Origin of the sequence: Xanthomonas axonopodis (genome assembly GCF_001304695.1) — a bacterium.
GTDB lineage: Bacteria > Pseudomonadota > Gammaproteobacteria > Xanthomonadales > Xanthomonadaceae > Xanthomonas > Xanthomonas axonopodis.
On the sequence record NZ_JFAQ01000015.1, the window covers coordinates 1 to 25,321 of the forward strand.

20 protein-coding genes and 4 pseudogenes are annotated in these 25,321 nt (G+C 64.5%); 15 read left to right on the forward strand and 9 right to left on the reverse strand.

Annotation, left to right across the window (positions count from 1 at the left end):
* The 7 genes from XAXN_RS22330 to XAXN_RS01445 form a co-directional block, all read right to left on the reverse strand.
* Positions 1 to 225: LacI family DNA-binding transcriptional regulator (locus tag XAXN_RS22330; protein ID WP_167694736.1), on the reverse strand; the 225-nt coding region annotated here is incomplete at its 3' end.
* Between the two features lie 139 nt (positions 226 to 364).
* Positions 365 to 1,210, reverse strand: coding sequence for a transporter (locus tag XAXN_RS01420; protein WP_054318220.1), 846 nt, complete (start codon positions 1,208 to 1,210; stop codon positions 365 to 367).
* A 327-nt stretch (positions 1,211 to 1,537) separates the two neighbouring features.
* Positions 1,538 to 2,272, reverse strand: coding sequence for a DUF2058 domain-containing protein (locus XAXN_RS01425; RefSeq protein ID WP_338133112.1), 735 nt, complete (start codon positions 2,270 to 2,272; stop codon positions 1,538 to 1,540).
* A gap of 18 nt (positions 2,273 to 2,290) precedes the next feature.
* Complete coding sequence (locus XAXN_RS01430; RefSeq protein ID WP_042821899.1) at positions 2,291 to 2,527, reverse strand: SlyX family protein; 237 nt, start codon at positions 2,525 to 2,527, stop codon at positions 2,291 to 2,293.
* Complete coding sequence (locus XAXN_RS01435) at positions 2,520 to 3,869, reverse strand: UDP-glucose dehydrogenase family protein (protein ID WP_054318222.1); 1,350 nt, start codon at positions 3,867 to 3,869, stop codon at positions 2,520 to 2,522. The genes XAXN_RS01430 and XAXN_RS01435 overlap by 8 nt, the downstream gene beginning before the upstream one ends.
* A 25-nt stretch (positions 3,870 to 3,894) precedes the next feature.
* Positions 3,895 to 4,866, reverse strand: coding sequence for an FKBP-type peptidyl-prolyl cis-trans isomerase N-terminal domain-containing protein (locus XAXN_RS01440; protein ID WP_054318223.1), 972 nt, complete (start codon positions 4,864 to 4,866; stop codon positions 3,895 to 3,897).
* Between the two features lie 90 nt (positions 4,867 to 4,956).
* Positions 4,957 to 5,514, reverse strand: coding sequence for a glutathione peroxidase (locus XAXN_RS01445; protein ID WP_054318224.1), 558 nt, complete (start codon positions 5,512 to 5,514; stop codon positions 4,957 to 4,959).
* A 133-nt stretch (positions 5,515 to 5,647) separates the two neighbouring features.
* Between XAXN_RS01445 and XAXN_RS20220 the strand changes: the two genes are divergently transcribed.
* The 7 genes and pseudogenes from XAXN_RS20220 to XAXN_RS01475 all read left to right on the forward strand — a co-directional run bounded on the left by XAXN_RS20220 (position 5,648) and on the right by XAXN_RS01475 (position 10,301).
* On the forward strand, positions 5,648 to 5,896 hold the full coding sequence (locus tag XAXN_RS20220; RefSeq protein WP_134980406.1) for a hypothetical protein: 249 nt from the start codon (positions 5,648 to 5,650) through the stop codon (positions 5,894 to 5,896).
* Positions 5,897 to 5,898: 2 nt separating this feature from the next.
* Positions 5,899 to 6,261 (forward strand): GntR family transcriptional regulator, encoded by a 363-nt coding sequence (locus XAXN_RS01450; RefSeq protein ID WP_003483692.1) that lies wholly within the window; start codon positions 5,899 to 5,901, stop codon positions 6,259 to 6,261.
* Positions 6,258 to 7,133, forward strand: coding sequence for an ABC transporter ATP-binding protein (locus XAXN_RS01455; RefSeq protein WP_054318225.1), 876 nt, complete (start codon positions 6,258 to 6,260; stop codon positions 7,131 to 7,133). The genes XAXN_RS01450 and XAXN_RS01455 overlap by 4 nt, the downstream gene beginning before the upstream one ends.
* Positions 7,130 to 8,116 (forward strand): hypothetical protein, encoded by a 987-nt coding sequence (locus XAXN_RS01460; protein WP_054318226.1) that lies wholly within the window; start codon positions 7,130 to 7,132, stop codon positions 8,114 to 8,116. Before XAXN_RS01455 ends, XAXN_RS01460 begins: the two co-directional genes overlap by 4 nt.
* Positions 8,117 to 8,127: 11 nt before the next feature.
* Entirely contained in the window at positions 8,128 to 8,946 is an 819-nt protein-coding gene (locus tag XAXN_RS01465) for a DUF4097 family beta strand repeat-containing protein (protein WP_054318227.1), read from the forward strand.
* A gap of 25 nt (positions 8,947 to 8,971) precedes the next feature.
* Positions 8,972 to 9,515, forward strand: a pseudogene (locus XAXN_RS01470) (DUF2884 family protein).
* A 363-nt stretch (positions 9,516 to 9,878) separates the two neighbouring features.
* Positions 9,879 to 10,301, forward strand: a complete 423-nt coding sequence (locus XAXN_RS01475; RefSeq protein WP_054318228.1) for a hypothetical protein — start codon at positions 9,879 to 9,881, stop codon at positions 10,299 to 10,301.
* Between the two features lie 125 nt (positions 10,302 to 10,426).
* Here XAXN_RS01475 and XAXN_RS01480 read toward each other — a convergent pair whose 3' ends face one another.
* Positions 10,427 to 11,830 carry a class II fumarate hydratase gene (locus XAXN_RS01480; protein ID WP_054318229.1) on the reverse strand — a complete coding sequence of 468 codons (1,404 nt, stop codon included), beginning with the start codon at positions 11,828 to 11,830 and terminating at the stop codon, positions 10,427 to 10,429.
* A gap of 283 nt (positions 11,831 to 12,113) precedes the next feature.
* Here XAXN_RS01480 and XAXN_RS01485 point away from each other — a divergent pair.
* Positions 12,114 to 13,445: pseudogene (locus XAXN_RS01485) on the forward strand (hemolysin family protein).
* Between the two features lie 10 nt (positions 13,446 to 13,455).
* On the opposite strand, the pseudogene XAXN_RS01490 reads toward XAXN_RS01485, so the two are convergent.
* Positions 13,456 to 14,438: pseudogene (locus XAXN_RS01490) on the reverse strand (CAP domain-containing protein).
* 163 nt (positions 14,439 to 14,601) lie between these two features.
* On the opposite strand from XAXN_RS01490, the gene purB reads away from it, so the two are divergent.
* From purB to lpdA, 7 genes and pseudogenes are all read left to right on the forward strand, one after another.
* Positions 14,602 to 15,969 carry an adenylosuccinate lyase gene (gene purB / locus XAXN_RS01495; protein WP_054318230.1) on the forward strand — a complete coding sequence of 456 codons (1,368 nt, stop codon included), beginning with the start codon at positions 14,602 to 14,604 and terminating at the stop codon, positions 15,967 to 15,969.
* A gap of 257 nt (positions 15,970 to 16,226) precedes the next feature.
* A pseudogene (locus tag XAXN_RS22860) lies at positions 16,227 to 16,726 on the forward strand (DUF3060 domain-containing protein).
* A gap of 242 nt (positions 16,727 to 16,968) precedes the next feature.
* Entirely contained in the window at positions 16,969 to 18,450 is a 1,482-nt protein-coding gene (locus XAXN_RS01505) for a ribosomal protein uL16 3-hydroxylase (RefSeq protein WP_054318231.1), read from the forward strand.
* On the forward strand, positions 18,447 to 19,376 hold the full coding sequence (locus tag XAXN_RS01510; protein WP_054318232.1) for a GNAT family N-acetyltransferase: 930 nt from the start codon (positions 18,447 to 18,449) through the stop codon (positions 19,374 to 19,376). The genes XAXN_RS01505 and XAXN_RS01510 overlap by 4 nt, the downstream gene beginning before the upstream one ends.
* Positions 19,377 to 19,555: 179 nt before the next feature.
* Positions 19,556 to 22,384 (forward strand): 2-oxoglutarate dehydrogenase E1 component, encoded by a 2,829-nt coding sequence (locus XAXN_RS01515; protein WP_054318233.1) that lies wholly within the window; start codon positions 19,556 to 19,558, stop codon positions 22,382 to 22,384.
* Positions 22,385 to 22,426: 42 nt separating this feature from the next.
* Positions 22,427 to 23,617: a dihydrolipoyllysine-residue succinyltransferase gene (gene sucB, locus XAXN_RS01520; RefSeq protein ID WP_054318234.1), complete on the forward strand. Its 1,191-nt coding sequence runs from the start codon at positions 22,427 to 22,429 to the stop codon at positions 23,615 to 23,617.
* Between the two features lie 105 nt (positions 23,618 to 23,722).
* Complete coding sequence (lpdA, locus tag XAXN_RS01525; RefSeq protein WP_054318235.1) at positions 23,723 to 25,165, forward strand: dihydrolipoyl dehydrogenase; 1,443 nt, start codon at positions 23,723 to 23,725, stop codon at positions 25,163 to 25,165.
* The last annotated feature ends 156 nt before the right edge of the window (positions 25,166 to 25,321 follow it).

The window sequence follows — 25,321 nt, forward strand, 5'->3', positions numbered from 1 at the left end:
GCATGCAAGCACGCGCGCGCGCGTGCTTGCATGCACAAGCGGGCTTCCGCGCAGCACCAACGACACCGTTGCGCGCGAGACACCGATGGCCCCGGCGATATCGCGTAACGTCACCGCGCCGTGCCGCGCGCCCGGCGTATCGTCGTCCGCAGCCATCTCGGGTGTCGGCTTGGCAGGTGTCACCTGGCAAGCCTTGCGGTTGAGAAAAGACGCATGCAGTGGCATCAAATTGGATCGATCCAATTAGGCCTTTTCCGCGCAGCCATTGCATGCGGCAGTGCAACATAGTCTATCCCGCACCAGGCTAAGAATTCCGGAGCAACGCACCGACTGGCCAGCGACCCGACAGCACGCTTTGCGCCACTCACTCAAACGCGATCGACAGCCCGATGCCGCCCTGCCAGTCCGGGCTTTCCGATGTCAGTCCCCGCAACACCGACACATCAAGCTGCATCGCATGCGGCAGCTGCCAGGCGCCACCCGCGCCAACCACGCGCGAATGCTCACTGCCAGTGTCGAAACCCGCTTCCACATAGCTGCTGAAATGGTCGCCGGAGAAGAACGTGTAATTGGGAGAGAACGTCCAGGTGTGCCCATCGTCGTCGCGCGCGTAGTTGACGTACAACGCGATGGCACGCTGCTGCGCCAGCTCCCAGGATGCGGTCACACCGAGTTCGCGCGAGTAGCCGTCGCTGAAGGCCGGGCTGCCGGTCGGAACGCTGTAAGTACCCAACGCAGCCCAATGGAAGCTCTCCGAGCGCGATGACAAGGCCACTTTCAACCCGACACTGCTGTCCCCGCCGCCACGTACCCGCGCGCCACCGCCGTGCTGCCAGTTGTAACTGTCGCTCCCGAGTTGCAGCTCGACATTCTGGAACAACCCCAGACGCAGCAGCGTGTCGGCAGTGTATTGGGTCGTGCGCTGCCCGCCGCTGCGATCGGTACTCGCATCAGGCAAGCCCTGCTCCCAGGCAAACGCACCCGGCTGCAACGCCTCCGCAGCGAACGGAATGCCCGGCCGGTCGAACGCAGGCGCCTGGTCTGCCTGCGCGGCGGCGTGCCCGCTAGCGAGGCACAGCGCGAGCATCACCGCCGCTGACGCCGTTCGGCGCGGCATCCGCACCGGCACGCGACAGCGGGCACAAGGCTCGACAGCCGCCACGGCGCGGGATTGCAAGGATTTCGACGACAGGGACATATGCAGCACCATTGGCAGGACAGAGCGACCAAGCAGGGACCGGGGCACGGCAAAGGACGCCAGCCTGCATCGACACGTAACGGCGCGCATGGTGCCGCGCCGCCCGTGACCGGCTTGTATAGCGGCGCTGTGCCGGTTGTGTTCCGTGCCAGCGGTCAGGGTGAGCCTTGATGGCATTGAAGCACCGTGATCAGACAACCGCACGCACTCTGCGTCCGACACTCCGATGGCCGCCATCTGGCTTTTCGCGGCAACTGCGCGCTTCTTGCCTGCGAAAAAATGCCAAAAAAATGGGCACCCGCAGGCGCCCACAAACAGCACACCGATGCATCGCGCGTCTTACCAAACCAGGTCGTCGGGCACCTGATATTTCGGATCCGCGTACGGGTCGTCGCCCGCTGGTGCGTTCGGGTCCACTTTCAAGGCGACCGATGGGGCAAACACCGCTTCGGCTTCGCCGAGTACCTCGGCAGTCACCAGCAGATAGCGTCCGTTGAGTTGCAGCACGCCCAGCTCGCCGGCGTTGAGCGCCTTGAGTTGATCGGCGGTGACGTAAATGCGCTTGATCTTGCCGCCATACGGAAAATGCCGGGCAATATCCGCAGCGGCATCATTCAAGCCCTTGTCCTTCACCAGCGCTTCGAGCTTGGCCTTGGCTTCACGACGCAGGCGTGCTTCTTCCTGCTTCACTCGTTCGGCTTCGATGCGCTCGTCCTTCTCGCGCTGCGCACGGATCGCATAGGCCTTGGCCAGATCGATATCTTCGCGCATACGCGCCGGCTTGGGGCCACGACGGTCTGCAGCGGAATGCTGGGGACGCGGCGCAGCACCGGGCTTGCCGTCGTGCCGACGCTCGGGCCTGCCACCGGGTTTGCGCTCGCCATTGCCATCGGCCGCCGCAGCGGCATGCGGCCGCTGCGGGCCCCCGCCCGGGCCCGGCCGATTGCCCCCGGGTGCTGGCTTGCCACCATTGCCATGTGCACGCGCTGCGGGCCGTGCATCGGGTGTGCGTTCGGGCTTGGGCGCGGACTTGAAGCCCAACCCAAGCAACTGGTCACGTAAGGTATCGCTCATGGCGGTGGCAATCTGCAATCAATAGTGCGGAGGCGGCGGTTCGTCCGCTGCATCGGCAAACAATGTGGAGCGCACCTTGCCCAGATCCTCGAGCAGGTGGCGGATCAATTCGGCATTGCGTGCCCCCGTCAAACGGGCGTCCGCAAGTGCTTCACTCAGTTCGTTGAGCGCCTGCTCCTGGAAGGACAGGCGCGTTTCCAATTCGATCAACCGCGCTTCCAACGCGTGGTCGTGCAGCGGGAGTTGCTCATGCATATAGCGAACGGCCTCGTCCGATGGCGTAGTACGCCAGACCCGCTGCTTCGATCTCCTGCGGGTCGTAAAGGTTGCGGCCGTCGAAGACGACATCGTCCTTCAAGGCCTGCTTGATCTTGCCGAAGTCCGGGCTGCGGAACTGCTTCCACTCGGTGACCACGACCAGGGCGTCGGCACCTTCCAGTGCAGAAAAGGCATCGTCGCAGAAGGTTAGATCATCGCGCTCGCCAAAGATGCGCTTGGCTTCGTGAATGGCTTCAGGGTCATAGGCGCGCACGGTGGCACCAGCTTCCCACAACTGTTCCATCAAGCGACGGCTGGACGCAGCACGCATGTCGTCGGTGTTGGGCTTGAACGCCAGCCCCCACACCGCGAAGGTCTTGCCGGCGACACTGCCGGTGCCCTCGGTGCCGTAATGCCGCTGCACCAGGTCGAACAGATGGCCCTTCTGCGCGTTATTGACGCTTTCCACTGCGTTAAGCAGGGTCGGCTGCAGGCCGTACTGCTCGGCCGTCTTGGCCAATGCCTGCACGTCCTTTGGGAAGCACGAGCCGCCATAACCGGCGCCGGGATAGATGAAGTGCCAGCCAATCCGCGGATCCGAGCCGATACCGTTGCGCACGTGTTCGACGTCCGCACCGACGCGCTCGGCAATATTGGCGATCTCGTTCATGAAACTGATCTTGGTCGCGAGCATCGCGTTGGCCGCGTACTTGGTCAGCTCGGCCGAACGCACGTCCATTTCCACGATGCGATCGCGGTTGCGATTGAACGGTGCGTACAGACGACGCATACGCGCAATGGCGGCCGGCTTGGTGGCGCCGATCACGATACGGTCCGGGCGCATGCAGTCGGACACCGCGTCGCCTTCCTTGAGGAATTCGGGGTTGGAGACGACATCGAAGTCGTGTGCAACGCCGCGCGCGGCCAGTTCCTCCTGGATCGCCGCGCGCACGATGTCGGCCGTGCCGACCGGCACCGTGGACTTGTTGACCACAATCGCCGGGCCGTCGATATGACGCCCCACCGTGTGCGCGACTGCAAGCACATATTGCAGGTCGGCACTCCCGTCCTCGTCGGCCGGGGTGCCTACGGCAATGAAGGTGATCTCGCCATGGGCGATCGCTGCAGCCGCATCGCTGGTGAAGCGCAACCGGCCAGCAGCATGGTTGGCCTTCACCATTGGCTCCAGGCCGGGCTCATAGATCGGAATCTGCACGCGATTGAGGGCGTCAAGCTTGGCTTGATCGATATCCACGCAGACGACCTGATGCCCTACTTCCGCCAGGCAGGCACCGGTCACAAGACCCACGTAGCCGGTGCCGAAGATCGCAACGCGCATGGAATGGAATGCCTCCTGCGAAAGATCAGGGAAGGATACCCATCAGTTCGACATCGAACGTCAACGTTGCATCGGGGCCGATCGGCCCACCCTGCGTTCCGTTCGGGCCATATGCCAAGTTGGAAGGAATCCAGAAACGATATTTAGAACCGACCGGCATCAACGCGACGCCCTCGGTCCAACCGGGAATGACCTGGTCCAGACCGAACTCGGCCGGCTGGCCGCGCTGGTAGGAACTGTCGAACACCTGCCCGTTGAGCAGCTTGCCTTCGTAATTTACACGCACCTTGCTGGTCCGCATCGGGCGCTCGCCGCTGCCCTGGCGCAACACCATGTACTGCAGGCCAGATGCGGTGGTGATCACGCCCTTCTCGGTCTTATTCTTGGCAAGGAACTCATTGCCCTGCTTGCGATTGTTGGCAGCGGCAGCACCCTGCTTGGCAGAGGCGAATGCCTGCATGGTGGCCGCGGCTTCCTGCTGGGTCAGACGCGTGGTGCCCTTGGCGAACACGGTACGCACCGCTTCCATCAGGATGGACAGATCGATCTCGTCCTTGATGCCGGCCAGCGACGGACCAATCGCGCGATCGCCGAGCATCAGGCCGACATTTTCCTTGGACGGTGCAGCCGGCGCGGCACCCGGCGCCATGCCTGGCGCCTGCTGGCCGTTGCGGGCAGCGAGCGCAGTGCGCAACGCAGTATCGGTGGCCTGGGTCTGCTCATCCGACAACAGCGGCTTGCCGCCCTTGAATGCATTTTCGATGGCGCGCTGCATCGCGTTCACATCGATGTCCTGAGCAATCGGCTCGAACGAACGTGCCACGTCCATACCGATGGCGTAGCTGACGTTGTCGCGCGTGCTCTTATCAGACGATGCATTCAAAGCTGGCTTCTCCTTGGTGGCCGCTACGGCCGGTTGCTGCGACATCGCCGGCATCGATGCCGACATTGCCACCATCAGTAACGACGCCGCCGCGCCGCGCTTTCCCATCTTCATTAGATGCACTTCCCAAAAGTGAAAAGACACGCCACCGATGGCGCTGAATGCGCATTGTCGCATGCGCGCGCGGCGATGCGAGCGCTGCGCTCAGCGCGCCGGCGCCTTGAGCTCGCGTTCGATTGCTGCCAGCACGCTCGGATCGTCCGGTTTGATCTTGCTGGGGAACTGCGCGACCACCCGGCCATTGCGACTGATCAGATACTTGTGGAAGTTCCAGCCCGGCGCCACGCCAGTGGCCTGGGTCAGCCGCTGATACAGCGGCGTTGCCTCGGCGCCCAGCACATGGACCTTTTCGAACATCGGGAACTTCACGCCGTAGGTCAGCGTGCAGAATTCCTGGATCTGCTTCTCAGATCCGGGCTCCTGGCCCTGGAAATCGTTGGACGGGAAGCCCAGCACGGTGAACCCGCGGCTGCCGAAGCGCTGGTTGAGCGCTTCCAGCCCTTCGTACTGCGGGGTGAAGCCGCACTTGCTGGCGGTATTGACCACCATGACGACCTTACCGCCGTAAGTACGGTTCAGGTTGATTGGCGTCTTGCTGGCCAGCGGCCGGTATTCCACATCCAGCACCGGGGTGCCGGCAGCGAACGCGGTTGTTGCAAAAAAGCCAGTCAATACAGGAGCTAGCAGACGATTGAGCAACATGAGCAATGCCCTTCGAGAGTTGAGGCGGTGCACCGATAAGGGGTGCCATCAGTTGGGAACGACAAACGATTGACTGCCTGCGCGTCAGTGTTATAGTTCAATACAACACCAGTCATCCGGCGCAGAGGAAAGCATGAACAGCACACGCTCGACGCGACCAGTTCCGCTGTTGCTGTTCGGCAGCACCCTGTTTGCCATTGGTTGCCTGGGAGCCGCTTCCAGTCAGTTGACGGAGTCCGGCGCCGATTATGGCGTGTCGGAGGCGGTTACGGAAAACGCGACAACTCCCCCCGAAGCGCCTTCCCGGCCTGGCCGGCATGTGTGCGCTTCGCTGTCGATGCCCTATTTCTCCTTCGCGCAGGCCCTGCGCCCACGGAGCTGATCATGAACGACATTCAGTGGAGCGACGGCGCTCCCATCTACCGCCAACTCAAGGAACGGGTGATTGCCATGATGCTCGATGGAATTCTCAAGCCTGGCGATGCCCTGCCCTCGGTGCGCCAGGTGGCGGCCGATTACCAACTCAACCCCATCACCGTCTCGCGCGCCTATCAGGAACTGGCCGACGAGAACCTGGTGGAGAAACGCCGCGGCCTGGGCATGTTCATGACCCCGGAAGCCGCACAGAAGCTGCGTGGCAGCGAACGCGAGCGTTTCTTGAATGAAGAATGGCCCGCCGTGCTGGAAAGGATCCAGCGCCTGGGACTGTCCATCGACGATCTGTTGCCACAGGGAAAAACACCATGACCGCCGTCTCCTCCGACCATGTGGTCGACGCACGTGGCCTGCGCAAGGCCTACAAGCATCGGCTCGCGCTGGACAACGCCAGCTTCACCATCGCCGCCGGCCGCATCGTCGGCTTGATCGGCCCCAACGGCGCCGGCAAGACCACCGCGCTCAAGGCGGTGATGGGGCTGACCGATTTCGATGGCGAATTGAGCGTGCTCGGCATGGATCCGCGCACCCAGCGCAACGCGCTGATGAACGAGGTCTGCTTCATTGCCGACGTGGCGGTGCTGCCGCGCTGGCTGCGGGTTGGCGAAGCGATCGATTTCGTCGCCGGCGTGCACCCGCGTTTTGATCGCGCCAAGTGCGAGCGCTTCCTGGCCAATACCCAGCTCAACCGCAAGTCGCGGGTGCGCGAATTGTCCAAGGGCATGATCGTGCAGCTGCATCTGGCGCTGGTGATGGCCATCGAAGCACGCATCCTGATACTGGACGAACCGACCCTGGGCCTGGACATCCTCTACCGCAAGCAGTTCTACCAGCGCCTGCTGGAGGATTACTTCGACGAGCAGAAGACCATCATCGTCACCACCCACCAGGTCGAAGAAATCGAACACATCCTTACCGATGTGATGTTCATCCGCGACGGTCGCATCGTGCTCACCGCCGACATGGAAAACGTCTCCGAGCGCTACACCGAAGTCCTGGTTGGTGCCGACCAGCTGAATGCAGCGCGCGCCCTGAAACCGATCGACGAGCGCGGCCTGCCGTTCGGCAAGACCGTGATGTTGTTCGATGGCGCGCCGAAAGAGCAGCTCGCCCGTTTTGGCGAAACCCGCAATCCCGGCCTAGCCGACCTGTTCGTTGCGGTCATGAAGGGGACCTACGCATGAATGCAGTGACCAACCAAGCATCACCCGCACGCACCTTCGCCTGGCTGCTCAAACGCGAATATTGGGAGCACCGTGGCGGCTTCGTGTGGGCACAGTTCATCACCGGCGGCATTGCGGTGTTCTTCGCGCTGCTGGGCGCGGTGATCGGTGCGATCAGTGCGCGCCGCAACATGGTCGGCGACAGCATCACCATGGACGATCTGGCCGAATACAACCGCACGCTGGGCCAGGTCGGCGACGGCCTGCTGCTGGGCGGCATCGGCATTGCCTCGGTGGTCCTGGCGTTTGTGGTGTTTTTCTATGCGCTCGGCAGCCTGTACGACGACCGCCGCGACCGCAGCGTGCTGTTCTGGAAATCGTTGCCGGTGTCGGACGTGCAGACGGTGTTGTCCAAGGCCGCCTGGGCGTTGCTGCTGGCGCCGCTGATCTCCATCGTGATCGGTGCGGCGGTCGGCATGGCGCTGTGGCTGATCGCCATCCTTGGCGCATCGATTGCAGGCGTGCCCAGCCCCTGGGCGCTGGCGACCCATTCGCACCCGTTTTCGCTGCTGTGGCTGTTGCTCAAGACCGTGCCGATGAGCCTGTTGTGGGCACTGCCGACCGTGGGCTGGCTGATGTTCTGCTCGGCCTGGGCCAACAGCAAGCCGTTCCTGTGGGCGGTGCTGTTCCCGCTGCTGGCCTGCGTGATGCTGAGCATTCTGTCGGCGATGCCCGGCGTGTCGCTGCCGATCGGCTGGATTTGGTACGTCGTCGGCTACCGCGGCCTGCTCAGCGCCCTGCCCGGCACCTGGTCGCCACTTGCGGTCAGCGGGAATCTGGACAGCAGCACCCTGCAAAGCCCCAGCGACCTGGTGCAATGGGCCCTGCAGCACACCGACAGCACACGCGTCTATGGCAGCGCGGACATCTGGATTGGCGCAGCCGTCGGTATCGCCTTGATCGCCGCTTCCATCTACCTGCGCCGTCGGCGCTCCGAAGCCTGAGGGACATCCCAATGCGCCTGACCCTGAGCCTGGCCATCCTGCTCGCATTGCCCGGTGTTGCAGCGGCAGAGGAGCAGTGCAAATTCTCCGAACCACGCAGCCTGGACCTGCAACTGACAGGCGTGAAGTCGGTGATGTTCGAGGTCGCCTCCAACGACCTGCATCTGGACGCCTTGCCCAGCGGCGGCGGGAAACTGAGCGGGCGCGCCTGTGCTGCCAGGGCTGAGTTGCTCAAGAGCCTGACCGTGACCCAAAAGCGCGTCGGCGACAAGCTGGTGGTCACCTTGAACGATGACCGCCGGTTTTCCTTCGGCAACAGCTATTCCTACCTGGATCTGCGCGGCAGCGTGCCCCGCACGCTGCTGGTGCAATTCGACGTAGGTTCCGGCGATGCGCAGATCAACGGGGCCGCAGCAGTCAGCGCCGACGTGGGTTCGGGCGACATGACGATTCGTCACACCAAGAGCCGCGTGACGGCCAAGGTAGGCTCCGGCGATGTCGAACTGGAAGATCTGGGCGCACTGCGCGTGCTGACAGTGGGCTCGGGCGACCTCAAGGCGCGCGAGGTGCACGGCGCAGCAGAGGTGGCGAAAGTGCAGTCCGGCGAGGTCAAGCTGCACGGCGTCGCAGGCAACATCAAGATCGGCACGATCGGCTCTGGCGATGTCGATATCCGCGATGTGCAAGGCAATGTCAACGTGGAGTCGGTCGCTTCAGGCGCATTGAATGTCCGCAAAGTGCGTGGCGATCTGAACGTGGCGCGCAAGGGCAGCGGCGATATCAGTGTGAGCAATGTCACCGGAAGCACGCGAGTGCCGGCAGACAAATAACGACGTCTTTCAGCATGTGGGGGAATTGCTGATCAAATTGCTTGTTTCGGCGGTAGTGATGAGCGTGTTGCTGGTGGGTTGCGGCAAATCCGAACCCACCGTCAACGTCTCCGGCCAGGCCAGGCCAATGGTGCCGGCGTGACCTTTATCGGCAAGAGCCTGACGCTCAAGCGCGATGGCTTGCCGGCAGCCACTATCAGTGTCGATAGCGCGCTCAGCATCGACGGCAAACCGGTGGACTTGAACCAGGCGCAACGTCAGGCGATGCGCAGTTACTACGCGCAGGTGCAAGGCGTGGCCAAGAAGGGTATCGACATCGGCACCCAGGGCGCGGCGTTTGGCGCACATGCGGCAGGCGAAGCGATCAGGGGCGTGCTCAGCGGCAACTCCGATCAGATGGGCGACAAGATCGAGGCCGAGGCAGACACCTTTTCAAGCACAAGGCGCTGCAGATCTGCGATCAGCTGGCCACGCTGCGCACCGCGCAGGATGCAGCCGCGCACCTGGTGCCGGCGTTTGCGCCGTATTCGACCCTGACGCAGCACGACATCGACGATTGCCGCAAGTAGAGCGGCCGGCAGACCGACGACGCCCACCCCCAGGCGGGCGTCGTCGGTGCACGGTGCAGCATGTGCGCCTCGTACACTGCCGCGCCCATGCGCCCCACGCCGAATTGACGACTGTTCGCGAGGATATGGCAACCGCTCCAACAGCGACGCTCAGCAACTGCGTGCGCATGGCCTGGGCAACTGTTCGCATGGCGTGTGCCGCCGCTGAGTGGCCAGCCGGAGCGCTTGAGCCGGCGATGCGTACACGGCGACCAAACGGAACGATGCGCTGCGACATGTTGCCAGTCAACCGGGCTGCCGCTTTGACAATCCGCAGGCCGGCGCGGGATTACACTAGTGCGCTCTCCTCATTCCATCGCCCCCATGAACAAGTTCGTGATGCTCTGCATGGCGCTGCTGCTCTGCACGCTTGCTGCCTGTGGCGACCAGTCGTCTCGCCGCGCCGAACGCGGCAAGCCGCGCGTTGCGGTTACCACGCAGTCGGTGATGATCCGCCGCCCGCCGGCTGCCAATGCCGAAATCACCCCCGATGGCACGCTCAAGATCGACGACATCGCGCTGCCGCAGAGGGAGCCGACGCGCGCCAAGCTGCAGTTGCTGTTCGGCCACCTGCAGATGTTGCGTCAACAGGCGGTCAACGAGGCCGGTCCGGATCCCGAGTACAAGTCGATCAAGCTGACCGCTACGCCGGAAATCCAGACCCTCAGTGGCGAGTTGCTGGATGAAATTCCGTCGCTGCAGCCATATCGCGAGAGTTTCATTAACGTGCAAGCCGAGCGGCACTGACGCTTAGCGTAGGTTAGCCAAGCGGCTGGAAGCAGCAAGAAACCCGCGGGAACGCGCCAGCGCGATGAGGAGTCACCGATTACACCTCATCGCGCACGGGTGCGCATCTACACACGCAGCAGCGATCAGCCGCCGCCACCGCCGCCGGCCTGGATACCGCCACGCGTCAATGCCGCCGGGTCGAGCAATCGCCGCAGTTCCGCTTCGCCGAGCCCGCTTTCTTCCTTTGCCACATCGAGCACCGGGCGCTGCTCCTTGTAGGCACGCTTGGCGATCGCCGCGGCTTTTTCGTAACCGATGATCGGGTTCAGTGCCGTCACCAAAATGGGGTTGCGGTCCAGCGCCTCGCGGACGCGCTCCTGACGCACCTTCAGCCCGGCAATGGCGGTGTCGGCCAACAGACGCGACACGTTGCCCAGCAAGGTGATGGAATCCAGCAGGTTGTAGGCGATCAGCGGCAGAGTCACGTTCAACTGGAAGTTGCCGGTCTGCCCGGCGATGGTGATCGCAGTGTGGTGGCCGATCACCTGCGCACACGCCATCACGGTGGCTTCGGGAATCACCGGATTGACCTTGCCCGGCATGATCGAGCTGCCAGGCTGCAACGCCGGCAGTTCGATTTCGCCCAGGCCCGCCAACGGGCCGGCATTCATCCAGCGCAAGTCGTTTGCGATCTTGATCAGCGCCACTGCCAGCGCGTTGAGCTGGCCGGACAACTCCACCGCGTCGTCCTGCGCGGCAAGTCCTTCGAACTTGTTTTCCGCGCTCTCGAACCTGGCTCCGCTCAGGCTGGACAAGGCCTTGGCCACCTTGCCACCGAAACGCGGGTCGGCATTGATGCCGGTCCCGATCGCCGTGCCGCCCAGCGGCAAGCGGCGCAAGCGTTTGAGCGCGTCGTCGATACGCTCCTGTGCGGAGCTCAGCTGCGCCGACCACGCGCCGAACTCCTGGCCAAAGGTGAGCGGCATCGCATCCATCAAATGCGTGCGACCGGTCTTGACGACCTTATCCAGCGATTTGGCGCGCTTGTCGATGGTCTTGCGCAGATGCTTGAGCGCCGGTTGCAGGTGTTCCTGCACAGCGAGCAAGGCCGACACGCGAATGGCGGTGGGCACCACATCGTTGGAACTCTGGCCGAGATTGACGTGGTCGTTGGGATGCACCGCATCCTTGCCGGCACGCGTGGCCAAGGTGGCAATCACCTCATTGGCATTCATGTTGGACGAGGTGCCCGAACCGGTCTGGTACACATCGATGGGAAACTGCGCATCGAAGCTGCCCTCGGCCACTCGCAACGCAGCGGCCTGCACGGTCTTGCCGATCGACTTGGGCAGCAATCCAAGCTCGGCGTTGACGCCGGCTGCGGCGGCCTTGATCAAGCCAAGCGCGCGAATGAAACCACGCGGCATCGGCTGCCCGGACACCGGGAAATTCTGCACTGCGCGCTGGGTCTGCGCGCCCCACAACACATCGGCGGGCACCTGCAGTTCGCCCATGCTGTCGTGTTCGGTCCTGAAACGTTCGCTCATCTGCACTCTCCGCACATTGCTGATTTGTAGTGATGGATGGCTGGCGGCGGGCGTACCCACGCTGGCGAGGCTGTCTACGATACTCGCTCGCCGCGTTGCGACGATGTCGTCGCACGCTGTCGGCTAGACTGCTTGCTGATCATGACGAGGTACCAAGCTGCCATGGGCGATGAGCCTGACTGTAGAAACGCACGTGCCGCATCGGTTGCCGCGACACTACTCATCGCTCCTGCACATGCAGTCGCACGCGGATGTACCGCTCCTGCAGCGCTAGGAGACGGCCATGTTGGGTAACGTCCTGCTGCTGTTGGTGGCATTGTTGCTGGTGCTGTTGAATGGGTTTTTTGTCGCCGCCGAGTTCGCGCTGGTCAAGCTGCGACACACCCAGGCGGTGGGCCTGGCGCAGACCAACGGCTGGCGCGGGCGCTTGCTGCTCGGCGTGCACGCGCATCTGGTCTGGATGCGTATCTGTCGGCCTGCCAGCTCGGCATCACTCTGGCCTCGCTCGGATTGGGCTGGGTCGGCGAGCCGGCTTTCGCACATCTGCTGCAACCGCTGTTCGATACGCTGGGCCTGTCGCCGGAAGCGGCACAATTCACAGCATTGGCAATCGCCTTCAGCCTGATTTCGTTCCTGCACATAGTGCTGGGCGAACTGGCGCCCAAGACCATGGCGATCCGCCGCCCGGAACGCATGTCGTTGTGGACCGCCGCGCCGCTGTACGTTTTCTACTGGCTGATGTACCCGGCCATCTGGGTCCTCAATACCAGCGCCAACCGCTTTCTGCGCCTGCTCGGCTGGGGCGAGGTGGAACACCACTCGCATCGTTACTCACGCGAAGAATTGATGCTGATCGTCGGCCGCCAGGACCCGAACGCCGCAGCGCCGGACCAGGGGCTGGCCTTGATGAGTCACGCGCTGGAATTGCCGGATCTGGTCGCCGGCGATCTGATGCGTCCGCGCGAGCACATGCGCAGCCTGCGCGAAGGCATGACCCTGCAAGCGGTACTGGCCGAATTCAGCGAGTCGCGCTACAGCCGCTCCCCCCCCCTGGTTCGATGCCGATGGCGAGCAAGTGCTGGGCATCCTGCACACCAAGGATTTGCTGGTGGCGATGGCACGCGGCCAGAACCTGGACGATCTGCGCCCGCTGCTGCGCCCTCCCACCGTACTGACCCTGGAAACGCCGATTCCCAGCGCGCTGGAACAATTCCGCACCGGCACCACCCATCTGGCGCTTTGCGTGGAAGAAGAAGGCCGCATCCTGGGCTTCTTCACCCTGGAAGACCTGCTGGAAGTGGTGGTCGGCGACATCGAGGACGAGCACCACCATGTGGTGCGCGATGCCCCGATCCGTGGCCAGGACGGCTCGCTGCTGGTCGCCGGCAGCACGTCGATCTTCCGCCTGGAACGCCTGCTCGGCCAGGATCTGAGCGCGCCGGACCACGTCAATTCGGTCGGCGGGCTGATCCTGTATCAGCTGCAGCGCCTGCCCGAGGAAGGCGAAACGCTGGAACTGGATGGCCACCTGCTGACCGTGCGGCGCATGGCAGGCCATCGCATCCAGGCGGTCACGGTGCGCCCGGTGGGCGAAGCCGTCGACGCGGCAAGCTGATGCCGTCGATTCATTCGGCGGACGCGCCAGGCGATTGGCCGATGCGAAACCAATAACGGTAATCGCGCGACTGCCCGCAGAACTTCACCCCGCGAATGGTCACCTCGTAGATCACACCCGGCTGCAAGCGCGGCACCCGGAACTGCAGGCTGTGGGCACCCCGAAACCTTCATGGTCGTCGCTCAGGTCGCGCACCTGCAACTGGCGTCCGCCACGCTCGCTGATCTGCACCTGCGCATCGGCGTAGTCGACATCGCGGTTGGCAAATTTGCGGTTGCGGTCCGGCAATGCGGTGAACGACAACAGCGCATCGTCGGCGTAGTAGCGGCGCGGATACTCACCGATCGGCCAGGCGATGAAATCCTCGCGCGTGCGCGCGGCGACGCCCACCGCCGGAACGAAGCGCAGCGCGGCACCGCTACTGAACGCACTGCCCTCGCGACCGGCCACCATGCCGAAGGCGACGCGTTGCAGAAACGGATCCAGCAGCCAGCGGCGGTGACCCAGTCCACCGGCGCTGACATTGTTGGCGTCGGTCAGCCACTCGACCACGATCTGTTCGGCGCTGGAAAAACCCAGCAGCGGCGAGCTGACTCCGCCATAGATCAGGCTACGGCGCGCGCCCTTGGCCGCAGTATCGGAATAGCAGCGCCAGTCCGGCGTCGGCGTATGGCTGAGGCGGCCGTTGGCGGCAATGACCAGGGCCGCCTGGGTGGCTTCGGGCTCGGCCGCCGGGTCGTCGTCGACCTCCTCCAGACCGTGCAGCCGACGGATATCGTTGATCAGCGCCAGCACGCGTTGTCGCTGCGCCGGCTGCAGGTCCCCGGCGCGGCAGCCAGCGATCGCGGGCGGGGTGCGATACAGCGCCGCCGCCTGCGCGGCGAAGTCGGCATCCTGCGCAGCGGCGGGCAGCGCGGCGGGCAAGATCGCGAGGGTGAGGCGAGCGAAGATCGGGCGCATGGCAGGCCGGAACAGTGCGGGGAACCCCACCATAAAACGCAGATTGCGCTATGGCGGGCTCCTCTGCTACGCAGGTAGCCCGCCATTCAGCCCGCGCTGGCGTGGGCTTAGGGACCGGTTTTGCAGCGCACCGGCCTGCCCGCGGCGCCGGCGGCGTAGAATGCTGGCCCCACCGTCACCGCTGCCTCTCTTGCCCATGTCGGATTCCGCCCTGCTCGCCCTGTCCCCGCTCGACGGCCGCTACGCCTCCAAGGTGGACGCGCTACGCCCGATCTTCTCCGAATACGGCCTGATCAAGGCGCGGGTCAGGGTCGAAATCGAATGGTTGCTGGCATTGGCCGCCGAGCCGGGCATTGCCGAGCTGGCGCCGTTTTCGCCGGCTGCCGCGCAGCGGCTGCGCGCACTGGCCGACGATTTCAGCGTGGCCCATGCCGCGCGGGTCAAGGAGATCGAGCGCACCACCAACCACGACGTCAAGGCGGTGGAGTACTTCATCAAGGAGCAGCTCACCGACGACGCCGAGCTCGGGCCGGCACTGGAATTTGTGCACTTTGCCTGCACCAGCGAAGACATCAACAACCTCAGCTACGGGCTGATGCTGGAGCAGGCCCGCAGCGAAGTGTTGCTGCCCAGCCTGGATGGCATTATCGCCGCGCTGCGCACCCTCGCCCATGCTCAGGCTTCCCATCCGATGCTCTCGCGCACCCATGGCCAGACCGCCTCGCCCACCACGCTGGGCAAGGAAATTGCCAATGTGGTCGCGCGCCTGGAGCGCCAGCGCAAGCAGATCGCCGCGGTCGAGCTGACCGGCAAGATCAACGGCGCGGTCGGTAACTACAACGCGCACCTGGTGTCGTACCCGAACCTGGACTGGGCGGCGTTCGCACAGCGTTTCGTGGAAAGCCTGGGCCTGGTGTTCAACCCCTACACCACCCAAATCGAGCCGCACGACAGCGTGGCCGAAATCGGCGATGCCAGCCGCCGCGCCAACACCATCCTGATCGACCTGGCGCGCGACATCTGGGGCTATATCTCGCTGGGCTATTTCAAGCAGAAGCTGACAGAGGGCGAAGTTGGCTCCTCGACCATGCCGCACAAGGTCAACCCCATCGACTTCGAAAATGCCGAGGGCAATTTCGGCATCGCCAACGCGCTGTTCGAACACTTTTCCGCCAAGTTGCCGATCAGCCGCTGGCAGCGCGACCTCACCGATTCCACCGTGCTGCGCGCACTCGGCACCGCGTTCGGCCACACCCAGGTCGCGCTGGATTCGCTGGCCAAGGGCCTGGGCAAGCTCACCGTCAATCCCGAGCGTCTGGATACCGACCTGGAGGCCGCCTGGGAAGTGCTGGCCGAAGCCGTGCAGACGGTCATGCGCCGCCACGGCCTGCCGAACCCCTACGAACAGCTCAAGGCCCTGACCCGCGGCCAGGGCATCACCGCCGCCTCGATGCAGGCCTTGGTGGAAAGCCTGCAACTGCCGGAAGACGACAAGCAGCGCCTGCGCGCGCTCACCCCCGGCGCCTACACCGGCCTGGCCGAGCAGTTGGCGCGCGCGATCTGAGCTGACCGAACCGCACGCGCGGTGGGAACTTGCGAAGCGGGCCACGTCATCGACGCATCGGCGAAGCTTCATCGGCGAGCCTTCATCGGCATCACCGCATGCCGATGGAGCACGTTCAAGCCAGCGATGACGACGCCACGGCAGCTCGCGTCGGATGCGTCGCACGTCGTCAGCGGACTGGACGCCCGTCGAGCGCCTGCACATGGGTGACCGAACCTGACTGCTATCGTGCCGGCCTCACTTTCAGGAGATCGGCGATGCGCGTCACTCACACAGCACTGTCCCTGGTGACGCTGGCAAGCGTCGTTGCACTGAGTGGATGCGGTGGCGACGGCCCCGCTGCACAGGCGCTGTCGGCGGTCTCGACCACCCTGACCGATCCGGCCAGGGCGCAGACTGTGCCGGCAAGGATGTCCGGCTGACCCGTGATGACAGCGAATGGATCCTGCACGGCGAGTGCGGCATGGTCACCATTACCGCCTCGCGTGGCGCGATGAATCTGGACACCGCACGCAGCATTCGGCTGGAGGGAAGCAACTTCACGGTGCTCAACAAGCAACTTGGCCAGCTCAGCGTGAGCGGTCACGACAACACGCTCAATCTGACCGATGTCGATCACGTGGACATCCAGGGCAACAAGAATCTGGTGCTGGCGCGCGCCGTGAAACAGGTACGGTTTTCGGGCAACGACAACACCGTCAACCCCTCCAGCAAACCTTCGCTGGACGACCGCGGCAGCGGCAACAAGGTGATGTGATGCGTGCCATGCGCTCTCCGCGCACGCGGCGATCGGCGTGCGCGGAGAGCGCCACCATGCCGCTCGAAGGCCATCACACGAAGAAGCAATCGGAAACGCTGACCAGCCCTGCAGCGGCGAACGGGAGCCGGCACGCTGCACGCCGCACAGGTGCACATCCGGCTCGGGCAGTCGACAATAGGCCATTGGCGCCGGCCGATGCCGCGCACCGCACTCTCTTCTACATCGTGTAAGGACCCCAAATGGCCGTACGTAAAGCGACCCCACTTGCCATCGAAGTCCAGGCCCGTCCGGGACAGCCGCTGGGTATGCCGGTCGAGCGTTTCCTGCGCAATTACTGGCAAAAGCACCCGCTGTTGATCCGCAATGCGTTCGCGGATTTCGCCTCGCCGCTGCAGCCGGAAGACCTGGCCGGTCTGGCCTGCGAAGACGGCGTGCTGGCGCGCCTGATCAGCCACGACCGCGCCACCGACGGCTGGGACGTGCGTACCGGCCCGTTCCAGGAAACCGATTTCCCCGGGCTGCCCGACCATGACTGGACCTTGCTGGTGCAGGACGTGGACAAATGGGACGCCGACGTGCGTACCCTGCTGGAGCACTTCCGCTTCCTGCCGCGCTGGCGTATCGACGACATCATGATCAGCTTCGCCGCCACCGGCGGTTCGGTAGGCGCGCATGTCGACCATTACGACGTGTTCCTCCTGCAGGGCCAGGGCCACCGCCGCTGGCAGATCGACGCGCGCACCGTCCAGGGCCGCAAGGCCACGCCGCTGGCGTTCCGCGACGATGTCGAGCTCAAGCTGCTGCGCGAGTTCAAGCCCACCCACGATTGGGTGTTGGGCCCAGGCGACATGCTCTACCTGCCGCCGCTGATCCCGCATCACGGTGTGGCCGAAGACGCGTGCCTGACCTTCTCCATCGGCACCCGCGCACCGTCCTCGGCCGAGCTGATCGGCGATTACCTGGACACCTTGATCGCCGATGCCGACGAGGCCGTGCGCTATCACGACGAAGACCTCAAGGTGCCGGCCGATCCCTACGAAATCGACGTCACCGCGATGAACCGCGTAGTCGCAGCGCTCAATGCGCTGCGCATGAACGACCCGGATCGCCTGGGCGACTGGTTCGGCCGTTTCATGACCACCTACCGCGCCTCCGGCGACGTGGTGCCGGCGCACGAGCCGATCCCGCGCGAAGCGGTCGAGCAGGCGCTGGAAGAAGGCGTGCTGCTGCACCGCCACCCGTGGTCGCGGCTGGCCTGGCGGCGTGCCAAGCGCGGCGCCACGCTGTTCTGCAGCGGCCTGGAGTTTGCGCTGTCGGCCAAGGATGCGTACCGGCTGGCCGCGGCCGAAGAGATCGACGGCACGCTGTACGCGCAGTTGTCGCCGCGTGGCCGTGAGGTGGTGCTGGAGCTGCTGGCACAGGGCCACTATCAGCGCGCCCACGAAGATGCCGAAGACGACATTGCAGACGACGACCACGCGCATGCCCTGAGCGTGTCCGCCGACCACGACGACGAAGACGCCGAGGACGACGCGCCGGAGACGGACGAGGACATCGATGCGGACGCCGATGTCGAACAGGTTCCCGACGCTGCCGGCACCCCGGCAGAGGCGCTGGATGCCGAAGTCGAGCCCGGCGAAGACGCCGAGCAGGACGTCGACAGCGAGATCGCCGACGCGGCCGATTCGAACGACAGCGACCACACCACCAGGCCCGCATGACCGCGCACGCCAGCCTGCAGATCGTCACGCTGAACCCGGCGACCGATGCCACGGCGCTGCGTGCGCTGCGGCTGGCCTGCGCCACCAACACCGCTGGCGCCACCGGCGGTGCCGAGTGGGACGCATTGGACCCGCTCAGCCTGCATCTGGCCGCACGCGTCGATGGCCAGATGGTCGCCTCGGTGCGGCTCACCGCCGACCGCCGTCTCGACCGGCTCGGCGTTCTGCCCGACTGGCGCCGCCGTGGCGTGGCCGACCAGCTGCTCGCTGCCGCCGTCGATACCGCCCGCCAGCACGACTGGCCCAGCCTGCGCGCATGCCCCACCCCCACCGCGGAAGCGGTCTTCGCGCGCCTGGGCTTTCTGCCCGACGCCGCTCCCCTCTCCTCACCGCCGCGCATCGGCCAGACCCACGATGCCCCCGGAACCGTCGTGCACCGTCGCCTCGACGGCCCGATGGCAGTCGACACCTTCACCGCAGCCCTGGCTGCCACCACCGGGCTGCTGTGCGCCGCGCGCCGCCAGGTGCTGATCTACACCCGCGCCCTGGACCCGCCCCTGTTCGACAACGCGGCGGTGCTCGATGCGCTGCGCCGTTTTGCCGCCGCCCGCCACGACAAGCGCGTGCATGTGTTGGTGCAAGACACCGCCAGCGCCGCGGCCAGCAGCAGCGCGATGCTGCGCCTGGCACAGCGCCTGCCCAGCGTGTTCCGGTTCCGCGCGGTCAGCGACCCGGTCGATGCAAGTTTTGCATCGGTCTATGTTGTCGGCGACGACGCCTACTACTTTCGTCCAACAGGTCATCGCTTCGATGATGGCGAAACCTGGCTGTCGGGCGCAGCGCGCAGCCGCCAGTTGGAGCGCGAATTCGCGCAGATATGGGAGCGCAGCGCCCTTTGGAGCGAGCCACGCGCGCTAGGCATCTAACGCCGCAGCGCCCCTTGCAGGTAGGCGCGCACAAAATTGGTCTACCCCGCCGGTCAGCTTGCAGACGCCCCCTCACAAGCGCAAGGGGGTATAATTTTCGAGATTTGAGACCGACCGACGGGGCATCTCGCCCTGCCGCTTCCGCACAATCATCCCCACAGCAGACCCGACTTACCATCGTGGATAATCTCCTAAAGCAGTTCGCGCAGTCATCGCAGCTCGCCGGCGGTAACGCCGCCTATATCGAGGATCTGTACGAGCAGTACCTCGTCGCCCCGGACAGTGTCGATCCTAAGTGGAAGAGCTACTTCGATGGTTTCGAAGGTCGCGGTGCCGGTGATGTCCCGCACTCGGCAGCCATCGCCCACATCCTCGCTGCCTCCAAGCAAGCTGCCAACGCCGGCACTGGCTCAGGCGCCAGTGACGAACGCGAGCGCAATGTCGGCCGCCTGATCACCGCCTACCGCGCGCGTGGCCACCTCGGCGCACAGCTCGACCCGCTGGGCCTGACCCCGCCGGTCAACCCACCCGATCTGGACCTGCCGTTCCACAGCCTGTCCCAGGCCGATCTGGACAGCGAGTTCAGCACCGGCGGCGTCGGTGGCCAGCCGCGGATGAAGCTGAAGGATCTGCTGACGCGCCTGAAGGCGACCTACGCCAGCACCATCGGCGCCGAGTTCATGCACATCCAGGAATTCGACCAGCGCCAGTGGATCTACAAGCGCCTGGAAGATGCCGGCGGCAAGATCGCAGGCGATGCGGCCAGCCGCAAGCGCACCCTGGAGCGGCTGACCGCCGCCGAAGGCCTGGAGCGCTACCTGCATACCAAGTACGTCGGCCAGAAGCGTTTCTCGCTGGAAGGCGGCGATTCGCTGATTCCGATGATGGACGAGATCATTCGCCAGTCCGGCAACGATCAGGTCAAGGACATCGTGATCGGTATGGCCCACCGCGGCCGCCTCAACGTGTTGGTCAATACCCTGGGCAAGAACCCGCGCAAGCTGTTCGACGAATTCGAAGGCAAGTTCGAGCATGCCCATGACGACCGCGCACATACCGGCGACGTCAAGTACCACATGGGTTTCTCGGCCGACATCGCCGTTGGTACCGACAAGCAGGTGCATCTGGCGCTGGCGTTCAACCCTTCGCACCTGGAAATCGTCGATCCGGTCGTGGTCGGCAGTGTGCGCTCGCGCCAGGAACGCTTCGGCGATGCCGAGCGCAAGACCGTGCTGCCGATCTTGATCCATGGCGACGCCGCATTCGCCGGCCAGGGCGTGGTGATGGAGCTGTTCCAGATGTCGCAGGCGCGCGGTTTCGCGGTCGGCGGCACCGTGCATATCGTCATCAACAACCAGATTGGCTTCACCACCAGCACCCGCGACGATGCCCGCTCCACGCTGTACTGCACCGACGTGGCCAAGATGATCGGCGCGCCGGTCTTCCACGTGAATGGCGACGACCCGGACGCGGTGATGTTCGTCTCCAAGCTGGCCTACGAATTCCGCCAGCAGTTCAAGAAGGACGTGGTCATCGACCTGGTCTGCTACCGCCGTTGGGGCCATAACGAAGCCGACGAACCGGCAGCGACCCAGCCGGTGATGTACCAGACCATCCGCAAGCACAAGACCACCCGCGAGCTGTACGCCGCCAAGCTGGAAAGCGAAGGCGTACTGAGCGCCGACGAGGCCAAGGCGCTGGTGGATGTCTACCGCAATAAGCTCGATTCGGGCGAATACACCACCGAACTGGCCAAGCGCAAGCCGGACGAATTCGCCATCGAGTGGTCCAAGTACCTGGTTGGCACCGCTGCCGATCCGGTGGACACGCGCGTCAAGCGCGAGCAGCTGGACCGTCTGGCCAAGCTGATCACCACCATCCCCGAAGGCGTGGAGCTGCACGCCCGCGTGGCGAAGATCTACGAAGATCGCGTCAAGATGGCTGCCGGCGATCAGCCTGGCGACTGGGGCTTTGCCGAAAACCTGGCCTACGCCACGCTGCTGGCCGAAGGCCACAAGCTGCGCCTGGTTGGCCAGGACGCCGGTCGTGGCACGTTCTTCCACCGTCACGCGATCCTGCATGACCAGAAGACCGACGACTACTACCTGCCGCTGCGCCAGCTGGTACAGAACCCGGAAGACGCCACTGTCATCGACTCGCTGCTGAGCGAAGAAGCGGTGATGGGCTTCGAATACGGCTACTCCACCACCGACCCCAATGCGCTGTGCATCTGGGAAGCGCAGTTCGGCGACTTCGCCAACGGCGCGCAGGTGGTGATCGACCAGTTCATCGCCGCCGGCGAAGCCAAGTGGGGCCGCATCGCGGGTCTGTCGCTGTTCCTGCCGCATGGCTACGAAGGCCAGGGCCCGGAGCACAGCTCTGCACGTCTGGAGCGCTTCCTGCAGCTGTGCGCGCTGGAGAACATGCTGGTCTGCGTGCCGACAACGCCGGCGCAGTGCTTCCACATGATCCGCCGCCAGATGCGCATGACCACCCGCAAGCCGCTGGTGGTGATGACGCCCAAGTCGTTGCTGCGCCACAAACTGGCGGTGTCGAGCCTGGAAGAACTGGCCGACGGGCAGTTCCAGCATCTCATCCCGGACGCCAAGGCCGATGCGGCCAAGGTCAAGCGCGTGGTGCTGTGCTCGGGCAAGGTGTACTACGACCTGCTCGAAGACCAGACCAAGCGCGGCCAGGACGATGTCGCCATCCTGCGTGTGGAGCAGCTATATCCGTTCCCGCGTGCGCAGCTGGCCGCCGAGTTGAAGGCCTATGCCAACGTCACCGACGTGGTGTGGTGCCAGGAAGAGCCGCAGAACCAGGGTGCGTGGTACCAGATCCGCCACCACCTCAACTTCTGCCTGGCCGGCGGTCAGAGCCTGCACTACGCCGGCCGTGCCCGTTCGCCCTCGCCTGCCGCCGGCCACATGGCCGACCACATCATCGAGCAGCAGAAGCTGGTCGCCGATGCGCTGCTCAACCCGTTCAACGACCAAGTCGCTGAATAACTCCTCTTCCCCAAAGAACGAAAACCCTAGGACACTCCCCGAATGGCCACCGAAGTCAAAGTTCCGGTACTGCCCGAATCCGTTTCCGACGCCACCATCGCCAGCTGGCACAAGAAGGCCGGCGAAGCGGTCAAGCGCGACGAGAATCTGGTCGACCTGGAAACCGACAAGGTCGTGTTGGAAGTTCCTTCGCCGGTCGACGGCGTGCTGAAGGAAATCAAGTTCGACACCGGTAGCACGGTCACCAGCAACCAGATCCTGGCGATCATCGAAGAAGGCGCCGTGGCTGCGGCTGCACCGGCTGACGAGAAGAAGGCCGCTGCACCGGCGCCGGCCGCTGCGGCGCCGGCCGCCGCTCCTGCTGCTGCGTCCAAGTCCGCTGCCGATGCGTTGCCGCCGGGTGCGCGTTTCTCCGCGATCACCCAGGGCGTGGATCCGTCGCAGGTCGAAGGCACCGGCCGTCGCGGTGCGGTGACCAAGGAAGACATCGTCAACTTCGCCAAGGCCGGCGGCGTTGGCAGGGCTTCTGGTGCTCGCCCGGAAGAGCGCGTGCCGATGACCCGCGTGCGCAAGACCATCGCCAAGCGCCTGATGGAGTCCAAGAACTCCACTGCGATGCTGACCACCTTCAACGAAGTGAATCTGGCCAAGGTCTCGGCCGCACGCAAGGAACTGCAGGACGAGTTCCAGAAGGCGCACGGCATCAAGCTCGGTTTCATGAGCTTCTTCGTCAAGGCCGCGGCCAACGCGCTGCAGCGCTTCCCGCTGGTCAATGCCTCGATCGACGGCGACGACATCATCTATCACGGCTACAGCGACATCTCGATTGCGGTGTCGACCGACAAGGGCCTGGTCACGCCGGTGCTGCGTAATGTCGAGCGCCAGTCATTCGCCGATGTCGAACAAGGCATTGCCGACTACGCCGCCAAGGCGCGCGCCGGCAAGCTGGGCCTGGACGATCTGCAGGGCGGCACCTTCACCATCACCAACGGCGGCACCTTCGGCTCGCTGCTGTCCACGCCGATCATCAACCCGCCGCAGAGCGCCATCCTGGGCATGCACGCGATCAAGGAACGTCCGATCGCCGAGAACGGCCAGGTCGTGATCGCCCCGATGATGTACCTGGCGCTGTCCTACGACCACCGCATCATCGACGGCAAGGATTCGGTGCAGTTCCTGGTCGACATCAAGAACCAGCTGGAAAACCCGGGCCGGATGCTGTTCGGTCTGTGATGAAAGCCGGGATTGGTGATTCGGGATTCGGGATTGGCGAAAGCGTCCCGGTCCCGAGCATCCTGCGTTTTGCGAATCCCCAATTCCCAATCTCGTGAGCGAAGAATGAGCGAACAAGAACAATTCGACGTCGTCGTCATCGGTGCCGGTCCGGCCGGCTATCACGCGGCGATTCGCGCGGCCCAGTTGGGCATGAAGGTCGCCTGCATCGACGCGGCGCTCGGCAAGGACGGCAAGCCGGCGCTGGGCGGCACCTGCCTGCGCGTGGGCTGTATCCCGTCCAAGGCGCTGCTGGATTCCTCGCGCCAGTTCTGGAACATGGGTCACCTGTTCGGCGACCACGGCATCAGCTTCAACGACGCCAAGATGGACGTGCCCACCATGATCGGCCGCAAGGACAAGATCGTGAAGCAGTTCACCGGCGGCATCGCGATGCTGTTCAAGGCCAACAAGATCACCCCGTACTACGGCTTCGGCCAGCTGCAACCGGGCAACATCGTCAAGGTGACCCAGCATGAAGGCGGCGAGATCGAGCTCAAGGGCACCAACGTGATCCTGGCGGCCGGTTCGCAATCAATCGAACTGCCGTTCGCCAAGTTCGACGGCGACACCATCGTCGACAACGTCGGCGGCCTGGATTTCACCGCCGTGCCCAAGCGTCTGGCCGTCATCGGTGCCGGCGTGATCGGCCTGGAGCTAGGTAGCGTGTGGAAGCGCCTGGGCGCCGAGGTCACCATCCTCGAAGCGCTGCCGGATTTCCTGGCACTGGCCGACGCCGAAGTGGCCAAGACCGCGCTAAAGGAATTCAAGAAGCAGGGTCTGGACATCAAGCTCGGCGCCAAGGTCGGCAAGACCGAGATCACTGGCAGCGGCGACGCCAAGCAGGTGGTGCTCAGCTACACCGACGCAGCTGGCGAGCAGACCCTGACCGTGGACAAGCTGCTGGTGGCCGTGGGCCGCAAGGCCGCCACCAAGAACCTGCTGGCCGAAGGCACTGGCGTCAAGGTCACCGACCGCGGCCAGATTGAGGTCGATGGGCACTGCCACACCGGCGTGGATGGCGTGTGGGCGATCGGCGACTGCGTGCGCGGCCCGATGCTGGCGCACAAGGGCTTCGAGGAAGGCATTGCGGTGGCCGAGCTGATCGCCGGCCTGCCGGGTCACGTCAACTTCGACACCATTCCGTGGGTGATCTACACCGAGCCGGAAATTGCCTGGGTCGGCAAGACCGAGCAGCAGCTCAAGTCCGAAGGCGTCGCCTACAAGGCCGGCAGCTTCCCGTTCGCGGCGATCGGCCGTGCGGTCGCCATGGGCGAGCCGGCCGGCTTCGTCAAGGTGCTCGCCGATGCCGAAACCGACCGCGTGCTGGGCATGCACCTGGTGGGTGTGGGCGTCTCCGAACTGGTGCACGAAGGCGTGCTGACGATGGAGTTCAACGGCTCGGCCGACGATCTGGCCCGCATCTGCCACGCCCATCCGACGCTGTCCGAGGCGATCCAAGATGCCGCCATGGCGGTGAGCAAGCGCGCGATTCATAAGGCTAACTGACGCCGGAACTGAGATTCGGGAGTGGGGATTCGCAACTGCGGCTCCCGCCTCTGACTATTTCCCAGCCATGACATAACGCCGGGTAGATTCCGGCGTTATGTTTTTCAGGTCCAGTCAGAACAGTCGTGCAAAGTGCATTCCACGGCTTTCCAGATG